General features: G+C 43.2%; 13 protein-coding genes and 1 tRNA gene. 1 reads left to right on the top strand and 13 read right to left on the bottom strand.

The window, feature by feature from the left end:
* Nucleotides 1–2,043: preprotein translocase subunit SecA (secA, locus tag RYL27_RS06075; RefSeq protein WP_314965955.1), on the bottom strand; the 2,043-nt coding region annotated here is incomplete at its 3' end.
* A gap of 214 nt (nt 2,044–2,257) precedes the next feature.
* On the opposite strand from secA, the gene hpf reads away from it, so the two are divergent.
* Complete coding sequence (hpf, locus tag RYL27_RS06070) at nt 2,258–2,788, top strand: ribosome hibernation-promoting factor, HPF/YfiA family (protein ID WP_314965953.1); 531 nt, start codon at nt 2,258–2,260, stop codon at nt 2,786–2,788.
* A gap of 226 nt (nt 2,789–3,014) precedes the next feature.
* On the opposite strand, the gene RYL27_RS06065 is transcribed toward hpf, so the two are convergent.
* From RYL27_RS06065 to RYL27_RS06010, 12 genes are all read right to left on the bottom strand, one after another.
* A complete protein-coding gene (locus RYL27_RS06065) occupies nt 3,015–4,625 on the bottom strand; it encodes an O-antigen ligase family protein (protein WP_314965951.1) in 1,611 nt (536 codons plus the stop codon).
* A 37-nt stretch (nt 4,626–4,662) separates the two neighbouring features.
* The gene (locus tag RYL27_RS06060) at nt 4,663–6,555 is read right to left on the bottom strand and encodes an LCP family protein (protein ID WP_314965949.1); all 1,893 of its coding nucleotides are present in this window, start codon (nt 6,553–6,555) and stop codon (nt 4,663–4,665) included.
* Between the two features lie 73 nt (nt 6,556–6,628).
* Nucleotides 6,629–8,044 (bottom strand): undecaprenyl-phosphate glucose phosphotransferase, encoded by a 1,416-nt coding sequence (locus tag RYL27_RS06055; protein ID WP_308579932.1) that lies wholly within the window; start codon nt 8,042–8,044, stop codon nt 6,629–6,631.
* A 53-nt stretch (nt 8,045–8,097) separates the two neighbouring features.
* On the bottom strand, nt 8,098–9,012 hold the full coding sequence (locus RYL27_RS06050) for an alpha/beta hydrolase (protein WP_314965947.1): 915 nt from the start codon (nt 9,010–9,012) through the stop codon (nt 8,098–8,100).
* A gap of 368 nt (nt 9,013–9,380) precedes the next feature.
* The gene (locus RYL27_RS06045; RefSeq protein WP_314965945.1) at nt 9,381–10,625 is read right to left on the bottom strand and encodes a S1C family serine protease; all 1,245 of its coding nucleotides are present in this window, start codon (nt 10,623–10,625) and stop codon (nt 9,381–9,383) included.
* A gap of 205 nt (nt 10,626–10,830) precedes the next feature.
* Nucleotides 10,831–12,507 carry an alpha-glucosidase gene (locus RYL27_RS06040; RefSeq protein ID WP_314965943.1) on the bottom strand — a complete coding sequence of 559 codons (1,677 nt, stop codon included), beginning with the start codon at nt 12,505–12,507 and terminating at the stop codon, nt 10,831–10,833.
* A gap of 93 nt (nt 12,508–12,600) precedes the next feature.
* Complete coding sequence (locus RYL27_RS06035) at nt 12,601–14,340, bottom strand: glycoside hydrolase family 13 protein (RefSeq protein ID WP_314965942.1); 1,740 nt, start codon at nt 14,338–14,340, stop codon at nt 12,601–12,603.
* Nucleotides 14,341–14,438: 98 nt separating this feature from the next.
* Entirely contained in the window at nt 14,439–15,560 is a 1,122-nt protein-coding gene (locus tag RYL27_RS06030) for a LacI family DNA-binding transcriptional regulator (RefSeq protein ID WP_314965941.1), read from the bottom strand.
* Nucleotides 15,561–15,690: 130 nt separating this feature from the next.
* A complete protein-coding gene (locus tag RYL27_RS06025) occupies nt 15,691–16,560 on the bottom strand; it encodes a carbohydrate ABC transporter permease (RefSeq protein ID WP_007156572.1) in 870 nt (289 codons plus the stop codon).
* The gene (locus tag RYL27_RS06020; protein ID WP_007156573.1) at nt 16,560–17,603 is read right to left on the bottom strand and encodes a carbohydrate ABC transporter permease; all 1,044 of its coding nucleotides are present in this window, start codon (nt 17,601–17,603) and stop codon (nt 16,560–16,562) included. Before RYL27_RS06020 ends, RYL27_RS06025 begins: the two co-directional genes overlap by 1 nt.
* 55 nt (nt 17,604–17,658) lie before the next feature.
* On the bottom strand, nt 17,659–19,005 hold the full coding sequence (locus tag RYL27_RS06015) for an ABC transporter substrate-binding protein (RefSeq protein WP_314965939.1): 1,347 nt from the start codon (nt 19,003–19,005) through the stop codon (nt 17,659–17,661).
* A gap of 471 nt (nt 19,006–19,476) precedes the next feature.
* Nucleotides 19,477–19,550, bottom strand: a tRNA-Asp gene (locus tag RYL27_RS06010).
* Nucleotides 19,551–19,637: the final 87 nt, after the last annotated feature.

Genomic DNA, 19,637 nt, shown 5'->3' with positions numbered 1-19,637 from the left:
CAGGGTGTCATTTAAGCCGGACAAATCCCATTCCTTGGGGGTCTGTCCCTCTCCGATACACTCGGCAACATAATTATCCACTGTATCCGTGATAAAACGTACGATGAGAGGACGCATATTGTCCCCTTCCAATACCTTTTCTCTCTCGGTATAAATGACATCTCTTTGATCGTTGTTAACCTCATCATACTTTAAGAGGTTTTCACGGATGCCATAGTTGTTTAACTCGATCTTTTCCTGTGCCTTGGCAATGGCGTTGGAAAGCATCTTATGATGAATCTGTTCTCCATCCGGTACACCCAGAGCCTCAAACATGCCCATCAATCTTTCGGAACCGAAGAGACGCATCAAATCATCTTCCAAAGAAATGAAGAACTGGGACTGTCCCGGGTCTCCCTGTCTTCCGGCACGACCTCTTAACTGATTATCGATTCTTCGAGACTCGTGACGCTCCGTACCAACGATATGAAGACCGCCGGCAGCCTTTGCCTCATCATCCAGCTTAATATCGGTACCACGACCTGCCATGTTGGTGGCAATGGTTACCGCACCGTGAACACCGGCCTCTGCTACGATAGCCGCTTCCTGCTCATGGAACTTGGCGTTCAAGACATTGTGCTTAATGCCTCTCTTCCGAAGCATGGAGGATAAAAGCTCGGATGTTTCGATGGCAATGGTACCCACCAGTACCGGGGCTCCGGTCTCGTGGATAGCCTGAATCTCATCCACTACCGCCTGGAACTTCTCCTTCTTAGACTTATATACCGCATCATCCAAATCGTTTCTCTGTACCGGTCTGTTGGTAGGAATCTGGATAACGTCCATGGAGTAAATGTTTCGAAACTCCTTTTCCTCGGTCTGTGCAGTACCGGTCATTCCGGCCTTCTTCTTGAACTTGTTGAAGAAGTTCTGGAAGGTAATGGTAGCCAAGGTTCTGGACTCTCTCTTTACCTGTACATGCTCCTTCGCCTCGATTGCCTGATGTAAGCCGTCGGAATAACGACGACCGTTCATGATACGTCCGGTAAATTCATCAACGATTAAAACCTCGTCATCCTTTACTACATAGTCCTTATCTCTAAACATCAGATTATGCGCTCTTAAAGCCAGGATAATGTTGTGCTGGATTTCCAGATTCTCCGCATCCGCAAGGTTTTGAATATGGAAGTACTTCTCTACCTTCTCCACACCCTGCTGGGTAAGGTTTACGGTCTTTTCCTTCTCATTAACGATAAAATCTCCGGTTTCTTCAATTTCCTCTCCCAAAATTGCATTAATCTTGGAAAATTCCGCAGACTCTTCTCCTCTTTCCAGCTGCTGTGCCAAAATGTCGCAAAGCTCATAGAGCTTGGTAGACTTTCCGGACTGTCCGGAAATAATCAAAGGTGTTCTTGCCTCGTCGATTAAAACAGAGTCCACCTCATCGATGATACAATAATTCAAGCCTCGAAGCACCTGCTGACTCTTGTAAATTGCCATATTGTCTCTCAGGTAATCAAAGCCCAATTCATTGTTGGTCACATAGGTAATATCACAAGCATAGGCTGCCTGTCTTTCCTCTGTGGACATCTCATTCAAAACCGTACCGACGGTTAAACCAAGGTAACGATGCACTCTTCCCATCCACTCGGAGTCACGCTTTGCCAGGTAATCGTTTACGGTAACGACATGAACGCCATTGCCGGCAAGCGCATTCAAATAAGCGGGGCAGGTAGACACCAGTGTCTTTCCTTCTCCCGTTCTCATCTCCGCAATACGTCCCTGATGAAGAACGATTCCACCAATCAGCTGTACGGGGAAATGTTCCATACCCAGCTCTCTCTTAGCCGCTTCTCTAACGGTAGCAAAGGCTTCGGGCAATAAGTCATCCAGGGTTTCTCCCTGTGCCAAGCGGTTTTTAAATTTCTCTGTCTGCCCCTTAAGCTCTTCCTCCGACATAGCTGCCATAGTGCTTTGTAAAGAAAGGATTTTATCCAGCTTAGGTTGAATCAGCTTTAATTCTCTCTGTGAGTGGGTACCAAATATTTTCTCGAAAAGATTCATTATCCTATACTCCTTCTCCATACAATCTCTGTATGGTTCCGTATAAATCTATAACTCATAGATTCTACCATTAGTTCCAAGCTTATTCAAGGTGTTTCAGCCATACAGATTTGTTGATTATTCACAAGATTTTCATATCCTTAGATGAAAAAAAATGCTATACTCAAGAAAAGAAGAAATTCTTTTGGACTACAGAGAAAGGAAGGAATTTTTTATGAAAATTACCATTACCGGAAGAAACCTTAGTCTAACCGATGGACTAAAAAATGGCGTGGAGAAGAAGTTAGGGAAGCTGGATAAGTTTTTCCAGGCGGAAACCCCCTGTAACGTAACACTTTCTACCCAAAAGGATATGCAAAAGATCGAGGTAACCATCCCTGTAAAAGGAAGCGTTATCCGTGCAGAGGAAGCTACCCCGGATATGTACCAGTCCATTGACCTTGTAGTGGATGTTCTGGAGCGGCAGATTCGTAAATACAAGAATAAATTAATCCAGCGTCATCAGGCCGCATCCGACTTCAGTTCGGAGTTCATTGAAGAGAAGCCGGCACATGACGAGGAAGAAATCAAGATTGTTCGTACCAAGCACATTGATTTAAAGCCTATGACTGCAGAAGAAGCTTGCCTGCAGATGGAGCTTCTGGGACACAGCTTCTTTGTTTTCCAGGACGGCAACACCGGCAAAGTCAATGTAGTCTATAAGAGAAAAGCCAACAGCTACGGTCTAATCGAGCCGGAAGAATAATCCCTTTTTAAATATTGAAAAAGGAGCTGTAAAGAATCAAATTTTTTAGGAATTTTCAGCAATATAGGTCTGAATGCGGGGTAGTCTGAGCCCGTCGGTACTTGCGAAAAACAAGAGAAACGCAGTTTTTCGCTTAGTATCCGCTACGTGGCGAAGCTAGCGAGAGCGTGCCCCGTTTCAGACCTATATTGCTTAGAAAATTCTTTTGATTTTTAACAGCTCCTTTTTATTCCGCTCTCTTTCCGGCAATTCCCAAAAAGCACAGAAGCATTACAATAGGCATCACAATAGGTACGGCAATATTAATGCTGGCCTGAGCGAGGTAAGCCAGATAGGCCAGGCTTACCGCAAAGGGAAAGGCCGTTTGTCCGAAGGATACTTCCGCTACATTCTCAGCCTCTTTCTTCCAAAATACGGTGAAGACATTTTTCAGGAAATAAAGATAGGCTAAAAGTCCAAAAACGCCGATGGTCAAAAGCAAGTTCAGATATTCATTATGAATACTGTCAATCAGCCCCATACCGGCCTGTTCCACTTCCACCTTATAATTGTCGTTAGTCAGCATAAAATATCCGTCCGGCCCATAGCCGAAAAGTCTCTTAAGCATAGGCATCTTGTCCCGGAAGTATTCCATACCCATCCTCCAGATAAAACCTCTGCCGGTTCCCCAGGAATCATCAAAGCGTAAAAATTGGCTGAACTGTTCCAGCGCCGGATAGCGATGCATCACATTTACATCATAGATGACATAGGCTCCTGCCATGAAGAACAGGATTAAAAGCAGGACATAAAGCCTCTTGAAAAGCTTCATGGACAATTCCTTCTTGCTGAATCTTCCCAAAGCCCAAAGGATGCCGGTGAGTCCCATCCCCAGATAAGGAAGAATCGTCTTTCCCATGGAAAAGAGAAATCCCGGTGGAGAAATCTGCAGAATGCTTTGCCCCTTTCCGGCAAGAAGCACGGAAAGCTTCAAAGAAAGGAAAAATAAGAAATACACGGAAAGACAGGTTCCGAAGCTTTTGTTGTCCTTCCAGCTAAAAAACGGTAGGACCAGAAAAACAAAGAAGTAGCCGATGACTGCGTTGTCGCTACTTCCGAAGATTGTAGCAATGTGGCAAAGCAACATCATTCCCATAAAAAAGTGCTTCCAGCGAAGCTCCTTCTCCTGCAAATATAAACCGGTATAGAGGCAGGCATAAAATAAAACAAGGCTGGTATAGCCGTTGATATTGCCCACAGGTCCCGCGAACATCGCCCACTTGGATAAGTCCGAAACATTGTCGAAGAAATGCATATAGTTCATCATGTAAAAATCGCTGATTCCCCATAAGCACTGTAAAACCACGCCTACAGAAAACAGGAGAAGATGAAACTTTTTAAAGCGATAAAATCTACTAAGGCCAAGATACACCGTAAAGAAAAGCAGCCAGGTCAGAACTCCCATATATCTTCCCGTACTTCCCCACCAGGTTTCGTAAGGGTATCCGGAAAGGAACATGGAAAGGAAAAAGAGAAGAATCAGAAGACAAAAGGGAAGATCCGTAGCAAACAAGGGCTTTTTCTTTCCCTCTTCCTTCTTCCAAAAAAGAGAAGGAAGAATCTCTTTTCGTTCTTCCTTCTTTAGTGTCAAAGAATATAAAGCCACAAAGGCAAAAAGCAGTACGGAAAAAACACTGCTGCAGATCCAGAAAAAATCAAAACGAGCCTGGAGAATATCAAAGTATTTGTCCCGGGAATAGAGAGGGAAAAGCAAAAGCATCAAGGCAAGGTAAAGTAAACAAATCCCATTTCCGATTGTATAAAAGTCTCTTTTGGCCTTTGAGTCCTTTAGTTCCATAGCTTTCCCTCTTCCCTCATTCATTTTCTACAAAACACTAATCTACAATATCACCCGGTCCCGGATTCTCTCCGGAATTTGCGGAGCTTGCTGCAGTAGGCGGATTATTACCTATGCTCGGCTCTGCATTATTTTCCTTTTTCTTTGTTTCTTCCACGGATTTCTTCGTCTCTTCGTTGGATTTCTTACTTTCTTCCGTGATTTTCTTGTTTTCTCCCGTAGTACTTTCTTCCGTGTACTGAATCTCGCCCTTCTTGCTCTCTTTGCTTTCCTGCTTGGATTCGGAATTCTTGGTACTTTCTACGGTTTTTCCGTTGCTGTCCGTCTCCGTCTTGGACTTCCTGGACTCGGAACTCTCCTCGGACTGAGATTTCTTCTTTCCGCTTTCTTCTGAGGAGCTCTTCTTCTTTTTACTATTCTCCTCTTCCTCTCTACCTTCTGAGGACTTCTTCTTTTTGGAGCCGCTGTCGCTGTCTCCTCTTCCGTTCTTATAGCTTCCGGAATCCTCCGCAATCTTGTCACTGTAGGTCCAAACTGCAGCGGAGGGCTTATAATCCGTATCATTAAAGAGATATGCATGAAGCTTGGTTACATTGGAGGCCAAGCTCTGGGGAATAACGCAGTCTCCCTTCTTTCCCATCATTTGTGTGGTTAAATCATAGGGGAAGCCTTCGGAACCTACAATATTGTATCGGTTAACACCCTTGGCCAGCTCTAAAATATCTCCCACATCCACATTAAAGGCAATCTGAGGAAGAACGGTGTCAATAACATTGGTCAAGGTGGCTAAATCCGCCTTTTTGGCATTGGCAAGAACCTGAGAGATAACCTCTCTTTGTCTCTTGGTTCTGGTAAAGTCATCATCCATGTAACGAAGTCTGGCATATGCTACCGCCTGAACGCCGTCCAAATGCTGCATTCCCGGTCCCTTGATATACTCTGCCGCAGGATTCTTCTCATTGACCTTGGACTCAATACTGGTCTCATGAATATAGGCATTCATGTAACGGAATTCCTTCTGGGTAATGTCAATATCCACGCCTCCCAGCATGGTAATAACATCCGCCACTGCTCTCCAGTTAAAGGTGGCATAGTGTTCAATATCCAAATCCAGGTTTTTATTGAGGGCCGCAACTGCCTGTTCCGGACCGCCATCCGCATAGGCTTCATTAATCTTGGCAAAGCGGGAGCCTGCAGCCAGATTTAAATAGGTGTCACGGAATACGGAAGCCAGCTTTACCTCTCCCGTGCCCCTGTCGATGCAAACAATAATCTGCACATCCGCATTGGCTCCACGACCCACTCCGCCATCACGGGAATCAACACCGAAAACGGCAATGGTCCAGTAGCCCTGCATCTGCTCCTGCTTTTTGACATCGATATTGTCATTCTTAACGTTCTTTGTATTAAACTGTACATCCGGCTTAATATTCATATAACGAACCACATAACCGGTACAGAAAATTAAAATCAAAGTGAGAATTTCGATAACGGAAATCAGAAGAACCTTCTTCCACAAAGATTTCTTCTTTTTATTCTTCTCATCATAATACTCTTCCAGCTCTTCCTCGATCTGGTCCGGAGAATTTACCTGCAAAATATCCAAAGAACTCTTGCGTTTCTCCTCATTTCTTTCTTTGGGAAGAGTATAGAAGTCTACATTTTTCTCTCTCTTTCCTTCTTGGGATAACTTCTTATCCAAAAAAGACAGATCTTCCTTCCCCTGCTCTCTTCCTGTAGGGCGGTCTTCCTGCAAGCGCTTTCCTCTTGCAATCTGTGCCTTTAAATCCTGCTCTTTCTCGGAAAGGGGAGCACTCTCCCTCTTCTTTATTTCCGATGCGTTCTTTACTTCCGCTGAAGAGCTATGATTGCTCTCTTGATTTCCACTATGACTATGAGGTCTTCTCCCCTTATTCTGTTCTAATGCCACACTACTCCTCCAAATTGATTTCAAAGCTTATTTTACAGGAATCAAGGTATAATACCATGAAAACACAAAAAAATTAATAGGCATTTTTGTTAATAAATCCTTTCCATAGGGTTAAAAAGAGTATGCGAATATCCAAAGAAAGGCTCCAGTTTTCAATATACCAAAGGTCACAACGGATTCTTCCCTCTATGGAAGTATCTCCTCGGAAACCGTTCACCTGCGCCCAGCCGGTCATCCCCGGTCGAACCTGATGCTTAATCATATAGCGGGGAATCTGTTCTTTAAACTGCTCCACAAACTGGGTTCTCTCCGGTCTGGGACCTATAAGGGACATATCTCCCCGTAGGACATTGAAAAATTGGGGAAGCTCATCAATAGAGGTTTTTCGGATAATTTTCCCGATCCAAGTCACTCTGGGATCCCCCTTTACCGTCCAGCCCTTCTTTTCTTCCTCCACGGTCTGCACCCGCATGGAACGGAATTTGTACATTTGGAAGGGAAGATTATGTCTTCCCACTCTTTCCTGCTTGAAAATGATGGGGCCGCTGGAATCCAGTCGAATCAAAAGAGCCACCAGAAGCATCAGGGGACCGAAAAGGATGATGCCCACCAGGGCACCGAAAATATCCATAAGCCGCTTCACAAAAGCATTAAAGGGATCCGTCAAGGGAACGTTTCGAATATTGATGACGGGCAGTCCGTCCAAATCCTCCGCAATGGGCTTGGAGTGAATAATCTCCTGATAGTCCGGTAAAAATTTGGTATGGACACCGGATTTCTCACAAACCGCCACAATTCCCGGAAGCTTTTCATAAGCGGCAAGGGGCAGGGTAATGGCAATCTCGTCAATCGTGTTTTGAGCCAGGAAGTCTCCCAGCTCCTTGATTCTTCCGATTACGGATACCCCTCTATAGGACTCCCCTTTCTCCGCAAAATCATCCACAATACCGTAAATGGTATAGCCCCAATCCGGATTTCTTTTACAAGCGTCGATAAAACGGTTGGAAACCGCGGAAAATCCCACCAGAATAAGGTGCTTTTGGTTAAAGCCCTTCTTTCGAAGTGTAGCCAAAAACCTTCTTAAACCATATCGCTCCAAGGTATTTAAGCAAATATTGCCAAGATAGTTATAAAACAAGACCTTGGTGGAGAAATGCTCAAAATAACCGGATTTACGAAAGGCAAAGAAAAGAGAGGCGGAAATCAAAAGCCCCACACTGTTGGCTTGAATAATACGAAAAAGCACATTTTTCATCCGCATGGTACGCATAGGATGATAAAGCCCGAAAATCCAATACAAAATTAAATATCCCGGAATCAGGGGAAGCAGGGCGGTAAAATACACCTTAGGAGAAAGTACGCCATGGCCCTCCGGAAAAATAGGATTCTCAATCGCAAAATACCATGCCAAAAAATAGGCCAAAGCTATGACGATTCCGTCGAAGAGGACCTGTAATTGATTTAGCTGTTTTTGTTTATCTTTGATCATATTTCCCTTCCTGTACAACAGCGGTATTAAAAAATTCTTAGGAAAGCAGATTCTTAGGAAAGCAGATTCTTCGCAAAGGCGATTTGTCTTCTTAAAAGCCGTTCCGCCTCCGGTCTATGCACTTGCAATTCAAAGTCATGGGGCAATTCCCCCTCATTTTTACCGGGAAAATAGCTTTCCACCGGAACACCGATTTGACGGAGCTTTCTTTGAAAGTCCTTCCCCTGTTCCTGAAAGGATCCCAGGTTTCCGTCTGACAAAAAGGTGGGCGGAAAGCTTTTTTCAATATTTTGCAAAACAGAGGCTTCCTTCGCCTTTCTTCCCTTTTCCAAATCTTCTTCCTGAAAATAAGCAATTCCCCAGTTCCGAAAATAAGAATTGTTTTCTTTTGAATTGGTCTGCCCGTAACGGGTAGTATCCAGGAGGCCGGAAAGAGAGATAAAGCCGCAAATCCTGCCCTTTCCCCTTCCTAATACCTCTTCCACCTTTAATCTTTTTCTATAATTTTCATCCAGCTGGCTGAGGATAAACTGTCCTCCCAGTGCGGCTCCTGCACTGTCTCCCAGTATAATGAGCTTATTCGGATTAATCCCCAAAATATCTTGCTTCTGCACAATGGTTTTTACGGCGGCGGCAGCTTGCCTCAGGGCAATAGGATAGGGATAATCCGGCGCCAAAGCATAGTCAATGGCGATAACCTGGAACCCGTTCTTCAGCCATTCCAGAAAATAGGGATGCTGGTCCACAACATTTTTACTGCCGGACACAAAACCGCCTCCATGAAAATAAAGGATGGTGCCCAGAACCTCCTTCTTCCGTTCTTTCGGATACAGATATGCATCAAAGAAGTTGTTGGGGTAGGCGGAAGGATAGGAAATATTTTTATAACGAATATATTCTCCATAATCTTCTCTATAGCTTCTCTTCTCTTCCCCGGTTTGCACGGCAGTTCTTTTGGTAAAGGACACAGCCTCCTTTATGGCTTCTCTTTCCCTTCCCTTGCCTTCCTCCCGAAAGAAAAAAAAACTAAGCGCTAGAAAAAAACATAGAAAGAAAGCTATCCCTATTCTTTTTTTGAAAAACTTTCTTCTCATGCTCATCCAGCCTTCTCTTTCTATAAAATATCATAAGACATATTTATTTAGTATAGCATAAAAAAAGCTTCCGGAACTCGTCTTGGAAGCTTTTTTTATCGCAATCACACAATTTATTTTTTATTTTCCGTTCATTTTTTCTACTATTTAGGAGTAGCTTAAAGCCTCCTCTATGAAAATATCATTTTTCTATAAATCTCATCTTCTTTAAGTTTTGAACTTATCTCCAAAAGAAGCTTTTCTTAGTTATTGTCGGTACTGTTCTTCCCTAAGGTTACCTCTACCGTCTTTTCTTCATACTGTCCCTTGGCAGAAAGACGTTTTACAGTCACCTCCACCTTTTCTCCTGCCTTATAGCCGGAAATCAAGGAAACCAAATCCTCCAAGCTTCTTACGCCCTGTCCGTCAAACTTGGTAATAATATCTTTTTCCTGTAAAGCGGAATTATCAATACCATCACCCTTTAAAATCTTATAGACGTAAATTCCCTGGGGCATGTTGTAGGCTTCCGCAATACTGCTGTCCACCGTTTTACCCTGAATGCCGATGTAGCCTCTTTCGTCATCCTTGACCTTTTCTCTGGTATCTCTCTTGGAAAGTGTCTCTACGATTTCCTGCGCCTTCTTGGCAGGAATGGAATAGCCCATACCCTCTACGGTGGTATCGGAATACTTTGCCACATTGATACCGATTAATTCTCCCTGCATATTCAGTAAAGCACCACCGGAGTTTCCGGGATTAATCGCTGCATCGGTTTGTAAAAGACCGGTTTCCGTACCGTTTTCCGTTTGAATGTCTCTATCCTTGGCTGAGATAATTCCGGTGGTTACAGACTGTCCATAGCCTAATGCATTTCCGATAGCCACTACCTGATCTCCTACGCTTAAGGCATCGGAATCCCCGAAGGTGGCTGTAGTAATACTCTTCTTTGTGTCAGCGGAAATGGAATCCAAAGGAACCGCAATCACCGCCAAATCCACATCACTGTCTGTCCCCTTAATCTTTGCATCGTAGGACTTTCCGTCCACAAACTGTACGGATAGGGAAGTGGAATCCTCCACCACATGCTTATTGGTAACAATCAGAAGCTCATTATCATTTTCCCCAATAATCACTCCGGAACCGCTGGCTGCCGCCTCTCGAGTCTGTCCCTGACCGTAAAGAGAAAATCCGTTCTGCTGATACTTAATGGTATTTGTAATGGAAACTACGGAAGACATGGCATCCTTTGCAATCTTGGAGACACTTTCTTCTCCGGATGCAGTAGTCTTTGCGGAAGACGTATCATCCTTATCCTTTGCCACTGTTTTCTGAATGGGAGAAGTACTTTCTTTCTGTTCCTGTCCGGTAAGCTCATTTACGCTTGCTACAATTTCTGAACGGTGTTGGTCTGCCAACACATTTATACCCACCATAGTGCCTCCAGACACTGCTCCGAAAAGAAGGGCGGATGCCACGATGCCTGCTACTCTATTTCCTCTTGCCATAATTTACCTCCTGATCTTGCTAAGCCAAATTTATCCTGCCTTACGGCTTAGTTTTTTCCTCTTCATTTTCTATTGAAATTTTTTCACTATCTTTCATTGTCTCAGGAAACTGTTTTCCTTTTGACAGAACATAGAATAGAAAAAAAATGTGGCAAAAAAATGGAAAAAGAGTGAGGAATTTGTGTCCTCACTCTTATCTTACTTTTTATTCCACTTCTAAAATCAAAGCCTCATAGCCGGAAAGCTTTACCCTATTTCCATTGATTCTTGCTTCCACATTGGAAAGTACGACTTTCTTAATTGTTCCAGGGATTTCCACTTCTCTTTCTTCTTTTCTATAATTCCCCAAAACAAGAAGTGTTTTCTTCTCTCCCTTTCTATAGAAAGCCATCAGGCGATCCTCCTGCTCCAGGAAGGGAATAAATTCTCCGTAGACCACTGCCTCCTTATACTCCTCCTGCTTCCGAAAAGTACAAAGAGCCTTATAATAAGAAAGAACGGAATGGGGATCCTTTTCCTGACTTTCCACATTAATCCTTGTATAGTTGGGATTTACGGGAAGCCAAGGTTTCCCGGTGGTAAAGCCTGCTTCCTTACCGCCTGTCCATTGCATAGGAGTTCTGGCATTGTCTCTGGAATATCGATTGACAATTTTCAACGCTTCTTCCTTGCTATAGCCGTTTTCCAAGGCAATCTTATACTCATCCAGGGTGGAAATGTCGTCTACCTCGGAAATGTCGTGGAAAACCACATTTTCCATACCGATTTCCTGTCCCTGGTAAATAAAGGGAAGGCCTCTCTGCATCATCAGCATGGTGGCAATAAACTTCTTGGAGGTATCGCTTAAATCCTCAGCAGGAATATAGCTGTTTACTCCCCTGGACTCGTCATGGTTCTCAATAACGGTAGAAATAAATCCTACGGGATTTACCAATCTTTGGGTTAAGAAGCAGTTGTCCCGATAAGCATTGGGGGTAACCGGCTTATTGTCAAACCATCCCTTGTCGGAATGTCCGCTACTATGGGCACGGAAGTCGAACATGGAAGAAAAATAACCGTCTTCTCCGATAAACTCCGGAATCTGCTCCTCTGTTTCATTAAAGACCTCTCCCACAGAAAAGGCATTGTGAGGGCGGAAACAACGATCCCGCATTTCCCGAAGGAATTCTCCGATTCCCTCCGCCTCATAAATCATATTGGTGCAGGCGGCCATACCGTCCTCTCGGTCCGCAGGATAGTGATGTCCCTGAAGGGGGAATACCTTCTTGATGTTCAGGATGGCATCAATACGGAAACCGGATACCCCCTTGTCCAACCACCAGTTAATCATCTTATAGATTTCTTCTCTAAGCTTTGGATTCTCCCAGTTTAAATCCGGCTGTTTCTTATGGAAGAGGTGTAAGTAATAAGTGTTCTCCGTTCCCGGTACCTTCTCCCAAACGGAACCTCCAAAATAGGAACGCCAGTTGTTGGGCTCCTTCCCGTCGATTCCCTCTTCAAAGAAGAAGTAATCTGCGTAGGGTCCCTTGGGATCCGCAATGGCCTTTTGGAACCACTCATGTTCATCGGAGCAATGGTTTACTACCAGGTCTAAAAGGATATGCATGTCCCTTTTCTTAGCCTCCGCCAAAAGCTCTTCCATATCCTCATTGGAACCGAAGCGGGGATCAATCTTATAGTAATCCGCAATATCATAGCCCTGGTCTGCCAATGGGGATAGGAAGCAGGGAGAAATCCAGATAATATCAATCCCCAGACTTTTCAAATAATCCAGTTTTTCGATAATTCCCCGAATGTCTCCGATTCCGTTTCCCTTAGTATCCTTAAAGCTTTTTGGGTAAATCTGGTAAGCGACCTTCTCCTGCCACCATTCTTTTCTCATTTTTTCTCCTTACTATACTTTTCCTTCTCTGTCATTCTATCCTTCCGACAAAATGCGAGCTTTCCGGCCGTGTCAAAGCCTGCCACGGCTAAATTAAATCTCTAATACAAAGGCCTCATAGGGAAGCAAGTGACCTCTCTTGGCATCTTCCTCTTCCACATTGTGAATCAAGAGCTTTCCTGTCTTAAACTCCTCCGGAATGGAGAAATCTCTCTCATTTTCCGATACGTTGCAGACTACCAAAAGCTTCTTTTCTCCCAGAGTTCTCTCATAGACAAACAAATCCGGATCCTCCGGAAGTAATAAATGGAAATCTCCGTACACAATCAGCTCTGAGCTATGCCGTAACGCAATCAGCTTCTGATAGTAGTGGAACACGGAATCCGCTCTCTTCAGCTGTTCCTCCGCATTCACTGTAGTGTAGTTGGGATTTACCGAAATCCAAGGAGTTCCTGTGGTAAAGCCCGCTTCCTTTTCACTGTTCCACTGCATGGGAGTTCTGGCATTGTCCCTACTCTTATGGGCAATCATGGGGAACAGCTCCTCCGGACTGATATGAAGCTTCTCTGTCAGTTCTTCATACGCATTGATACTTTCCAAGTCCCTAAACTGGGAAGGATCGGTAAAGGGATAATTTCCCATTCCCAGCTCTTCTCCCTGATATACATAAGGAGTTCCCTGCATCATGTGAAGGAAGGTAGCAATACATTTTGCGGAACGCTCTCTGTACTGTCCCCCGTCATCTCCTAAGCGAGCAATCACTCTGGGCTGGTCATGGTTGCAAAGATAGATACTGTTCCAAGCCACATCCTGTAAACCCAGCTGCCATTTTTCCAGATTCTTCTTTAATGGCACCAAGGGCATCTTCTCTGTATTCCATTTAAAGCCATACTTCGCACTATCGTCCAAGCTCACATGTTCAAACTGAAAAATCATGTTTAACTCGGTCTGGGCTTCATTGGCATATTGCTTTGCTTCCTCCAAGGTAACTCCCGCAGTTTCTCCTACAGTCATTAAATCATACTTAGAAAGCACCTTTTGATTCATTTCCTGCAAGAACTCATGGACTCTGGGGCCATTGGCACAAATTGCACCGTCTCCATAAACAGCTCCCTTAGGAATTTCTGTGCTGGGCAGTCCCTCAGGCTTAGAAATCAGAGAAATAACATCCATACGGAAACCGTCAATTCCCTTTTCACACCAACGAGTCATCATATCGAAAACTTCTTTTCTGACAATTTCATTTTCCCAGTTCAGATCCGGCTGCTTCTTGGAGAAGAGGTGGAGATAGAACTCCCCGGTCTTCTCATCAAATACCCAAGCCGGTCCGGAGAAGAAGGAGCCCCAGTTGTTGGGAGGAAGAAGCTTTTCTCCCTGATACTCCACAATATCTCCCGCAAAGCGTTCCTGCTCTTCCTTAGATACGGTGGACAGTGGTCTTCCCTTACGCCAAATGTAGTAATCTCTCTTGGCGTTTTCCTTATCCTTACGGCTCTCCACAAACCAGGCATGCTCATCGGAGCTGTGGTTTACTACCAAATCCATCACAATCTTAATGCCTTTTTCATGAGCCTTCTTTAACAGACGGTCAAAATCCGCCATGGTACCGAACTCTTCCATGATATCTTCATAGTCGGAAATATCATAGCCGTTATCATCATTGGGAGAACGATAAACAGGGGAAAGCCAGATTACATCAATCCCTAATTCCTTAAGATAATCCAATTTGCTTTCAATTCCCGGCAAATCTCCGATACCGTCTCCATTACTATCACAGAAGCTTCTGGGATAAATCTGATACACAACGGCTTCCTTCCACCATGTTTTTTTCATCTTCTTCTCCTTCCAAAGAAAACATTATATTATTCCATTAACAATACACTATTCGCATGCAATCTTCTATTCCATTACGGAAGCACACTACACTTCCTCTAAGAACTTTTCTCTATCCTAAACTCCGCTTCCTTTTGCAAATGAAGCTGTAGCCCGGGGGATTGCTTTTGCTCCCCTACTGTCTGCACAGAACTTCCTTTCTCCAGAAATACAGGTAAGCGAATATCTTTTTTACGAGTTCCAATATCCCGCTCTTCCTTAAGCAGAAGTAGCAATTCCATTACTGCCCGTCTTCCCTTTTCCGTGCTGTCCTGACAAATGGTGCAAAGCCGAGGTCTTGCTCTCTTTGCCGCGAAAATCCCATCATATCCGGCAATGGAAATATCTTCCGGAATTCGTAGCTTTTGATCCATACAAAAGCTCATCATTTCCAGGGCCATAATATCTGCTGTAAAAAATAAAGCCGTACAGTTCCAAAATTTCTCCCGGTAAAAGTCCTTATACTGCTTTTGTCTAATTTTCCCATCATAGGATAAATTTCGGCAAAGGCTCCGATCTGCCGCTAAGTTTTTTTCTTTGTAAGCCTGTAGGTACCCCTGATACCGGATATTGTCTATGGCATCTTCCCGTAATACATCCATGCCGTCCATCAATGATAAAAAAGCAATTTTTTCGTGTCCTTTGGAAAGCAGGTAGCGAGTCATCTCCAGCGCTCCCCGGTAATCCTCCAGTCCTACATTAACATAGGAATGATCCTCCGGAAAGAAAATGGTATCTATAGTAACAACCGGTACCGAATTCAGAGAACGTAAATAATAGTAGTCTTCACGCTTTGCTCCCAACAGAATAATCCCTTCCACATTCCACTCTAAAGTGATTTTGGTACAAAGCTCCATATGGGGATTGGCATACAGCAAAAGAAAATATCCTTCCTTCTGCAGCGCACTTTGTACTGCACCGATAATCGAAGAAACAAAGGGATCCTGTACAATACTTTCCTCTTCAGCTCTGCTATAGGTCAAAATCAGAGCAATAAGACGGGAGCCCTGTTTTGTCAACATTTGGGCCCCCCGATGCGTAACATAATGCTCTTCTTCTAAAATCCTTTGCACCTTTTCATAGAGCTCAGGACTTAACTTGTTTTTTCTGCCATGAATCACATTGGATACTGTAGAGGGACTTACATTTGCAAGTTTAGCAATATCTTTAATCCTAGCCATAATCTTCATTCTGAATATTTATCACAGGGAAATGCCTGCAAACTGCAAAGGACCTGCAGTCCATGCAAGATGCAGTCCTTTGCGATAAATATTCCTCTCTCTGTTAGATTCTTTGAGAACGCTGTTCTCCTTATCCCTTTACAGCACCCTCTACCATTCCGCTCATAATCTGCTTCTGTCCTACCAGGAAGACAATAACCATCGGAAGAATCGCCAGTAAGGCTGCAGATAAAATCAAATCCCACTGCTTTACATAAGATCCCACGAAAGCCTGCACAGCTACAGGAAGGGTCTTAATCTTTCCGTTCTGTCCCAGCATCAAAGAAGGCAGTAAATAGTCGTTCCAAATCCACATACCGTTCAAAATGGTCACTGTAGTAACCACCGGACGCAGCAAAGGAAAGATAATCTTGAAAAATGTCCCCTCAGGAGAACAGCCGTCAATTGCCGCAGCTTCCTCCAACTCGTATGGAATACCCTTAATAAAACCTGTCAGAATAAATACTGTCATGGCACCGCCGAAACCAAGGTAAGCAAACAAAATACCATGGACGGACTGCAACATATTAATGCCCACAAACTTTCCCACATCTCTAAAGGTGGAAAGCAGCGGAAGCATTACTACCTGGAAAGGAATAATCATAGAAGCAATAAAAGTCATATACACGGCAATCGCCCAAGGCTTTTTATTGTTTCTGCTGATAACCCAGGCAGCCATACAGCCGAATAAAATCAGAAGAATCAAAGAAACTACTGTAATAATTGCCGAGGTACCGAAGGCATACCAAAAGTTAAAATTGGAATTATGAATTACAGAATTCAAGTTTGCCTGTAACTGGGCAAAGCTAACCCCTTGAAAAGCCACCGGATCCTTAACGATATCAGCCTGTCTCTTAAAGGAATTCATCACTACCAAATAGAAGGGAAATAAAATATAAATCGCAATGCAAGTTCCCAGAATTCCCAAAAATAAATTTTTTACACTTTTAGACTTGCCCATTACATCTCCACCTCTCTACTATTGCTGATTCGAACTTGAATCAGGGAAATAACCGCCAGAATAATAAAGAACAAAATAGCCTTCGCCTGAGCCAGTGCAAAATTATTCTTTGCAATAGCCGTGTTGTAAATATTTAAAGCAAGCATCTGGGTACCGTTCGACAAATAGGAGCCCATAAAGTCCGCCACAGAACCTGTTCCGTTGGTCAAAGCCATATTCACATCGAACTGTTTAAAAGCAGAGGTTAAGGTTAAGAAAGTACAAATGGTAATGGTAGATGCAATCATCGGCAGCTTAACCTTAAACAAGGTTTGCAACGCTGTAGCCCCGTCAATCTGAGCAGCCTCCAGCACATCTCCCGGAATCTGTGTAAGTCCCGTAACATAAATCAACATGATATATCCGCCACTCTGCCAGAGATAAACCACAATAATGGCCAACATCGCTGTCTTGGTCTGGGATAACATGGAAAATTTCATATAATTCATCAAAACATTGTTGAAGACGAACTGCCAGATATAACCCAGAACAATTCCTCCAATCAGGTTCGGTAAAAAGTAAGCAGCTCTGAAAAAAGCCACCCCACGCATTTTCACAGTACAAAGTAGAGCTAATAAAAAGCCTACCAAGTTAATCATCACAACATTAATAATAACAAATACAAAGGTAATTAAAACGGACCAGATAAAGGCCGGATCTTTAAACATAGCCTGATAGTTGGCTAACCCTACTACTTTGGTAAAACGAATTCCTGTCCAATCAGTAAAAGAATACCCTATACCTAAAATTAACGGAATAATCACAGTCACCGCAAAGGTAAATAGCAGGGGAAATAAGAATAGAAAATAAACTATTTTTCTATGGTGTTTTTTGCTTGGCAAAATATACAGGCCAAGAAAAAACAAAACCACACCTAAAATCAATAAGTTACCGCGGTATGTAGCCTTAGAGCCTGTAAAATCCAAAATCAAAGTATAAATCGTACTAAGCGCTCCTGCCAGAAGCAAAATAATAGACTGCAAGGATTGTGAACGTCCTTTCATGAAATCCCCCTTTTAAAAAATGGGGCAGCTTAGCTGCCCCTATTCCGGGAAAAAATTAGCCAGCATAGTACTGTGCAATTACTTTTTCCATAGTATCAACAAACTTCGCTGTATCTAAATTGCCGGAAGCGAAATCCTGATATACAACACCTAATGCATTCTGTGCAAGACCGTCTTTGTTGTTTAACCAATGCCATGCGGAAGTCTTTCCTGCCTTGGTGTAATCAGTAATAGTCTGTGCAAAGGGATCATTAGCTACATAGCTGATAGACTTGAAAGGACTTACAAATCCTGCCTTCTCAACAAGAATTTTCTGAGCTTTATCCTCGGAAATCCACTGTAAGAACTTCATAGATTCTTCTTTATTATCGTTATCAAATACAGACCACCAAGAAGGAGAGTTAGTCTGAATGGTATCAATGCCTTCCTCAAATGCATAAGGAATCATACCAACCTTGAAGTTGCCGGCAGCATCATACTGCTCCTTATCATCATTAGTCATGGTTGCACCGATCCAAGATCCCTGTGTAACGAAAGCATACTTTCCTGCAGAGAAGTTCTGAATCTGCTGGTCGTAGGTTCCGGAAACCAAAAGAGCAGGATCTGCATACTTGTTGAAAAGAGCAATCATATCAGCATACTTGCTGAAACGCTCCTTATCAAGCTTTCCTTCGTTTAATAAGTCAATGTATTTGGTATCATCTCTCTTCAGGCCTGCATCCTCATAAACACCGAAGAGGTGGTTACCGGTAGACCAGTAAAGATTGGTAGCCTCTGCAACATAACCGATTACAGCAGTAAGACCTAACTCGTCCTTCTTGCTGTCCAGAGTCTCAAAAGCCTTCTTCATGGATTCAGGACCTGTGATAGACTTTGGATCAATTCCGGCCTTCTCCAGAACATCCGCATTGTAAGCAAGACCGATAGCCTCTGTGGTATAAGGGAAGCCTAAAACCTTACCGTTCTCATCCTTGTAAGCAGATTCTGTATCGGAAACCCACTTCTCATTGGATAAGTCTACAAGATGACCTTCCCAGTTCTTAAAATCGTTAGCACCGCCATTAACAAAGATATCCGGCATATTGTCAGCCTGGAAATATCCCTTTAGGGTTCCCTGAATATCAATTCCGCCACCCATGGACTCAATGTTAACCTTTACACCGGTTTCCTTCTCGTACTCTGCAGCCAGTTCCTTCATCTGTGCATCGACTTCGATCTTACCGTTTACTAAACGAAGCTCTTTGCCTGTGCTTGCAGCCTTCTCTCCGCCAGCCTGGGATCCGGCCTCCTTTGCCGCATCAGATCCTGCAGCCTTTGTGTCTTTGCTTGCATTGGATCCGCCGCAAGCTGTCAATGCTGCAGCTAAGATTGCAGTCATGAGTGCTAAGTTTCTTTTTTTCATGAACTTTTCCTCCTAAAAATTGCCCCTTAAAATAGGGAGACTATGCTCTCCGGGAATATACAAGCTCTGTATGAAATTGATATACCCTATTCGCTTTCTCAATCATAGCAGTTTTAAAGTATAAATACAAGAACAATTTTTAAAAAATGCACAGAAAAAAAGCTTGAAAAACAGAAATTATTCATAGTATTTCATAACACTATAATAAGAAATAAAAATAATAAGCAAAAATACATTTTATAAGAAAAGGGAAATGAAGGAAATGAGCATAAAATCGAATAAAGAAACCATATAAGTACATAGTAAAATGAAAGTAAAAGCACAATGAAAGTAATGCTATAATAAAATTACAAAATACAATAAAATCACAAAATACAACAAGAATCACAAAGTAAATAAAGCAATCTTAAGCATTATTTTAAAATATGAATACAAAAAAACCACTTCATAAGAAGTGGTTTCTTCCTATCACGACCCGGAACGGATTCGAACCGTCGACCTCCGCCGTGACAGGGCGGCGCTCTAACCAACTGAGCCACCGGGCCATATTCTCGCACCTTCAAAACTACATATCAAAGATTATTCTTCCTAGACTTTAGACAAAAACCAGACGCATTGGATAAGCCCTCGAC

This window comes from Oribacterium sinus (genome assembly GCF_963537195.1).
Classification (GTDB): Bacteria; Bacillota; Clostridia; order Lachnospirales; family Lachnospiraceae; genus Oribacterium; species Oribacterium sinus_A.
Note: the sequence above shows the minus strand (reverse complement) of the source record. Positions and strands in the feature narration are given on the sequence as shown.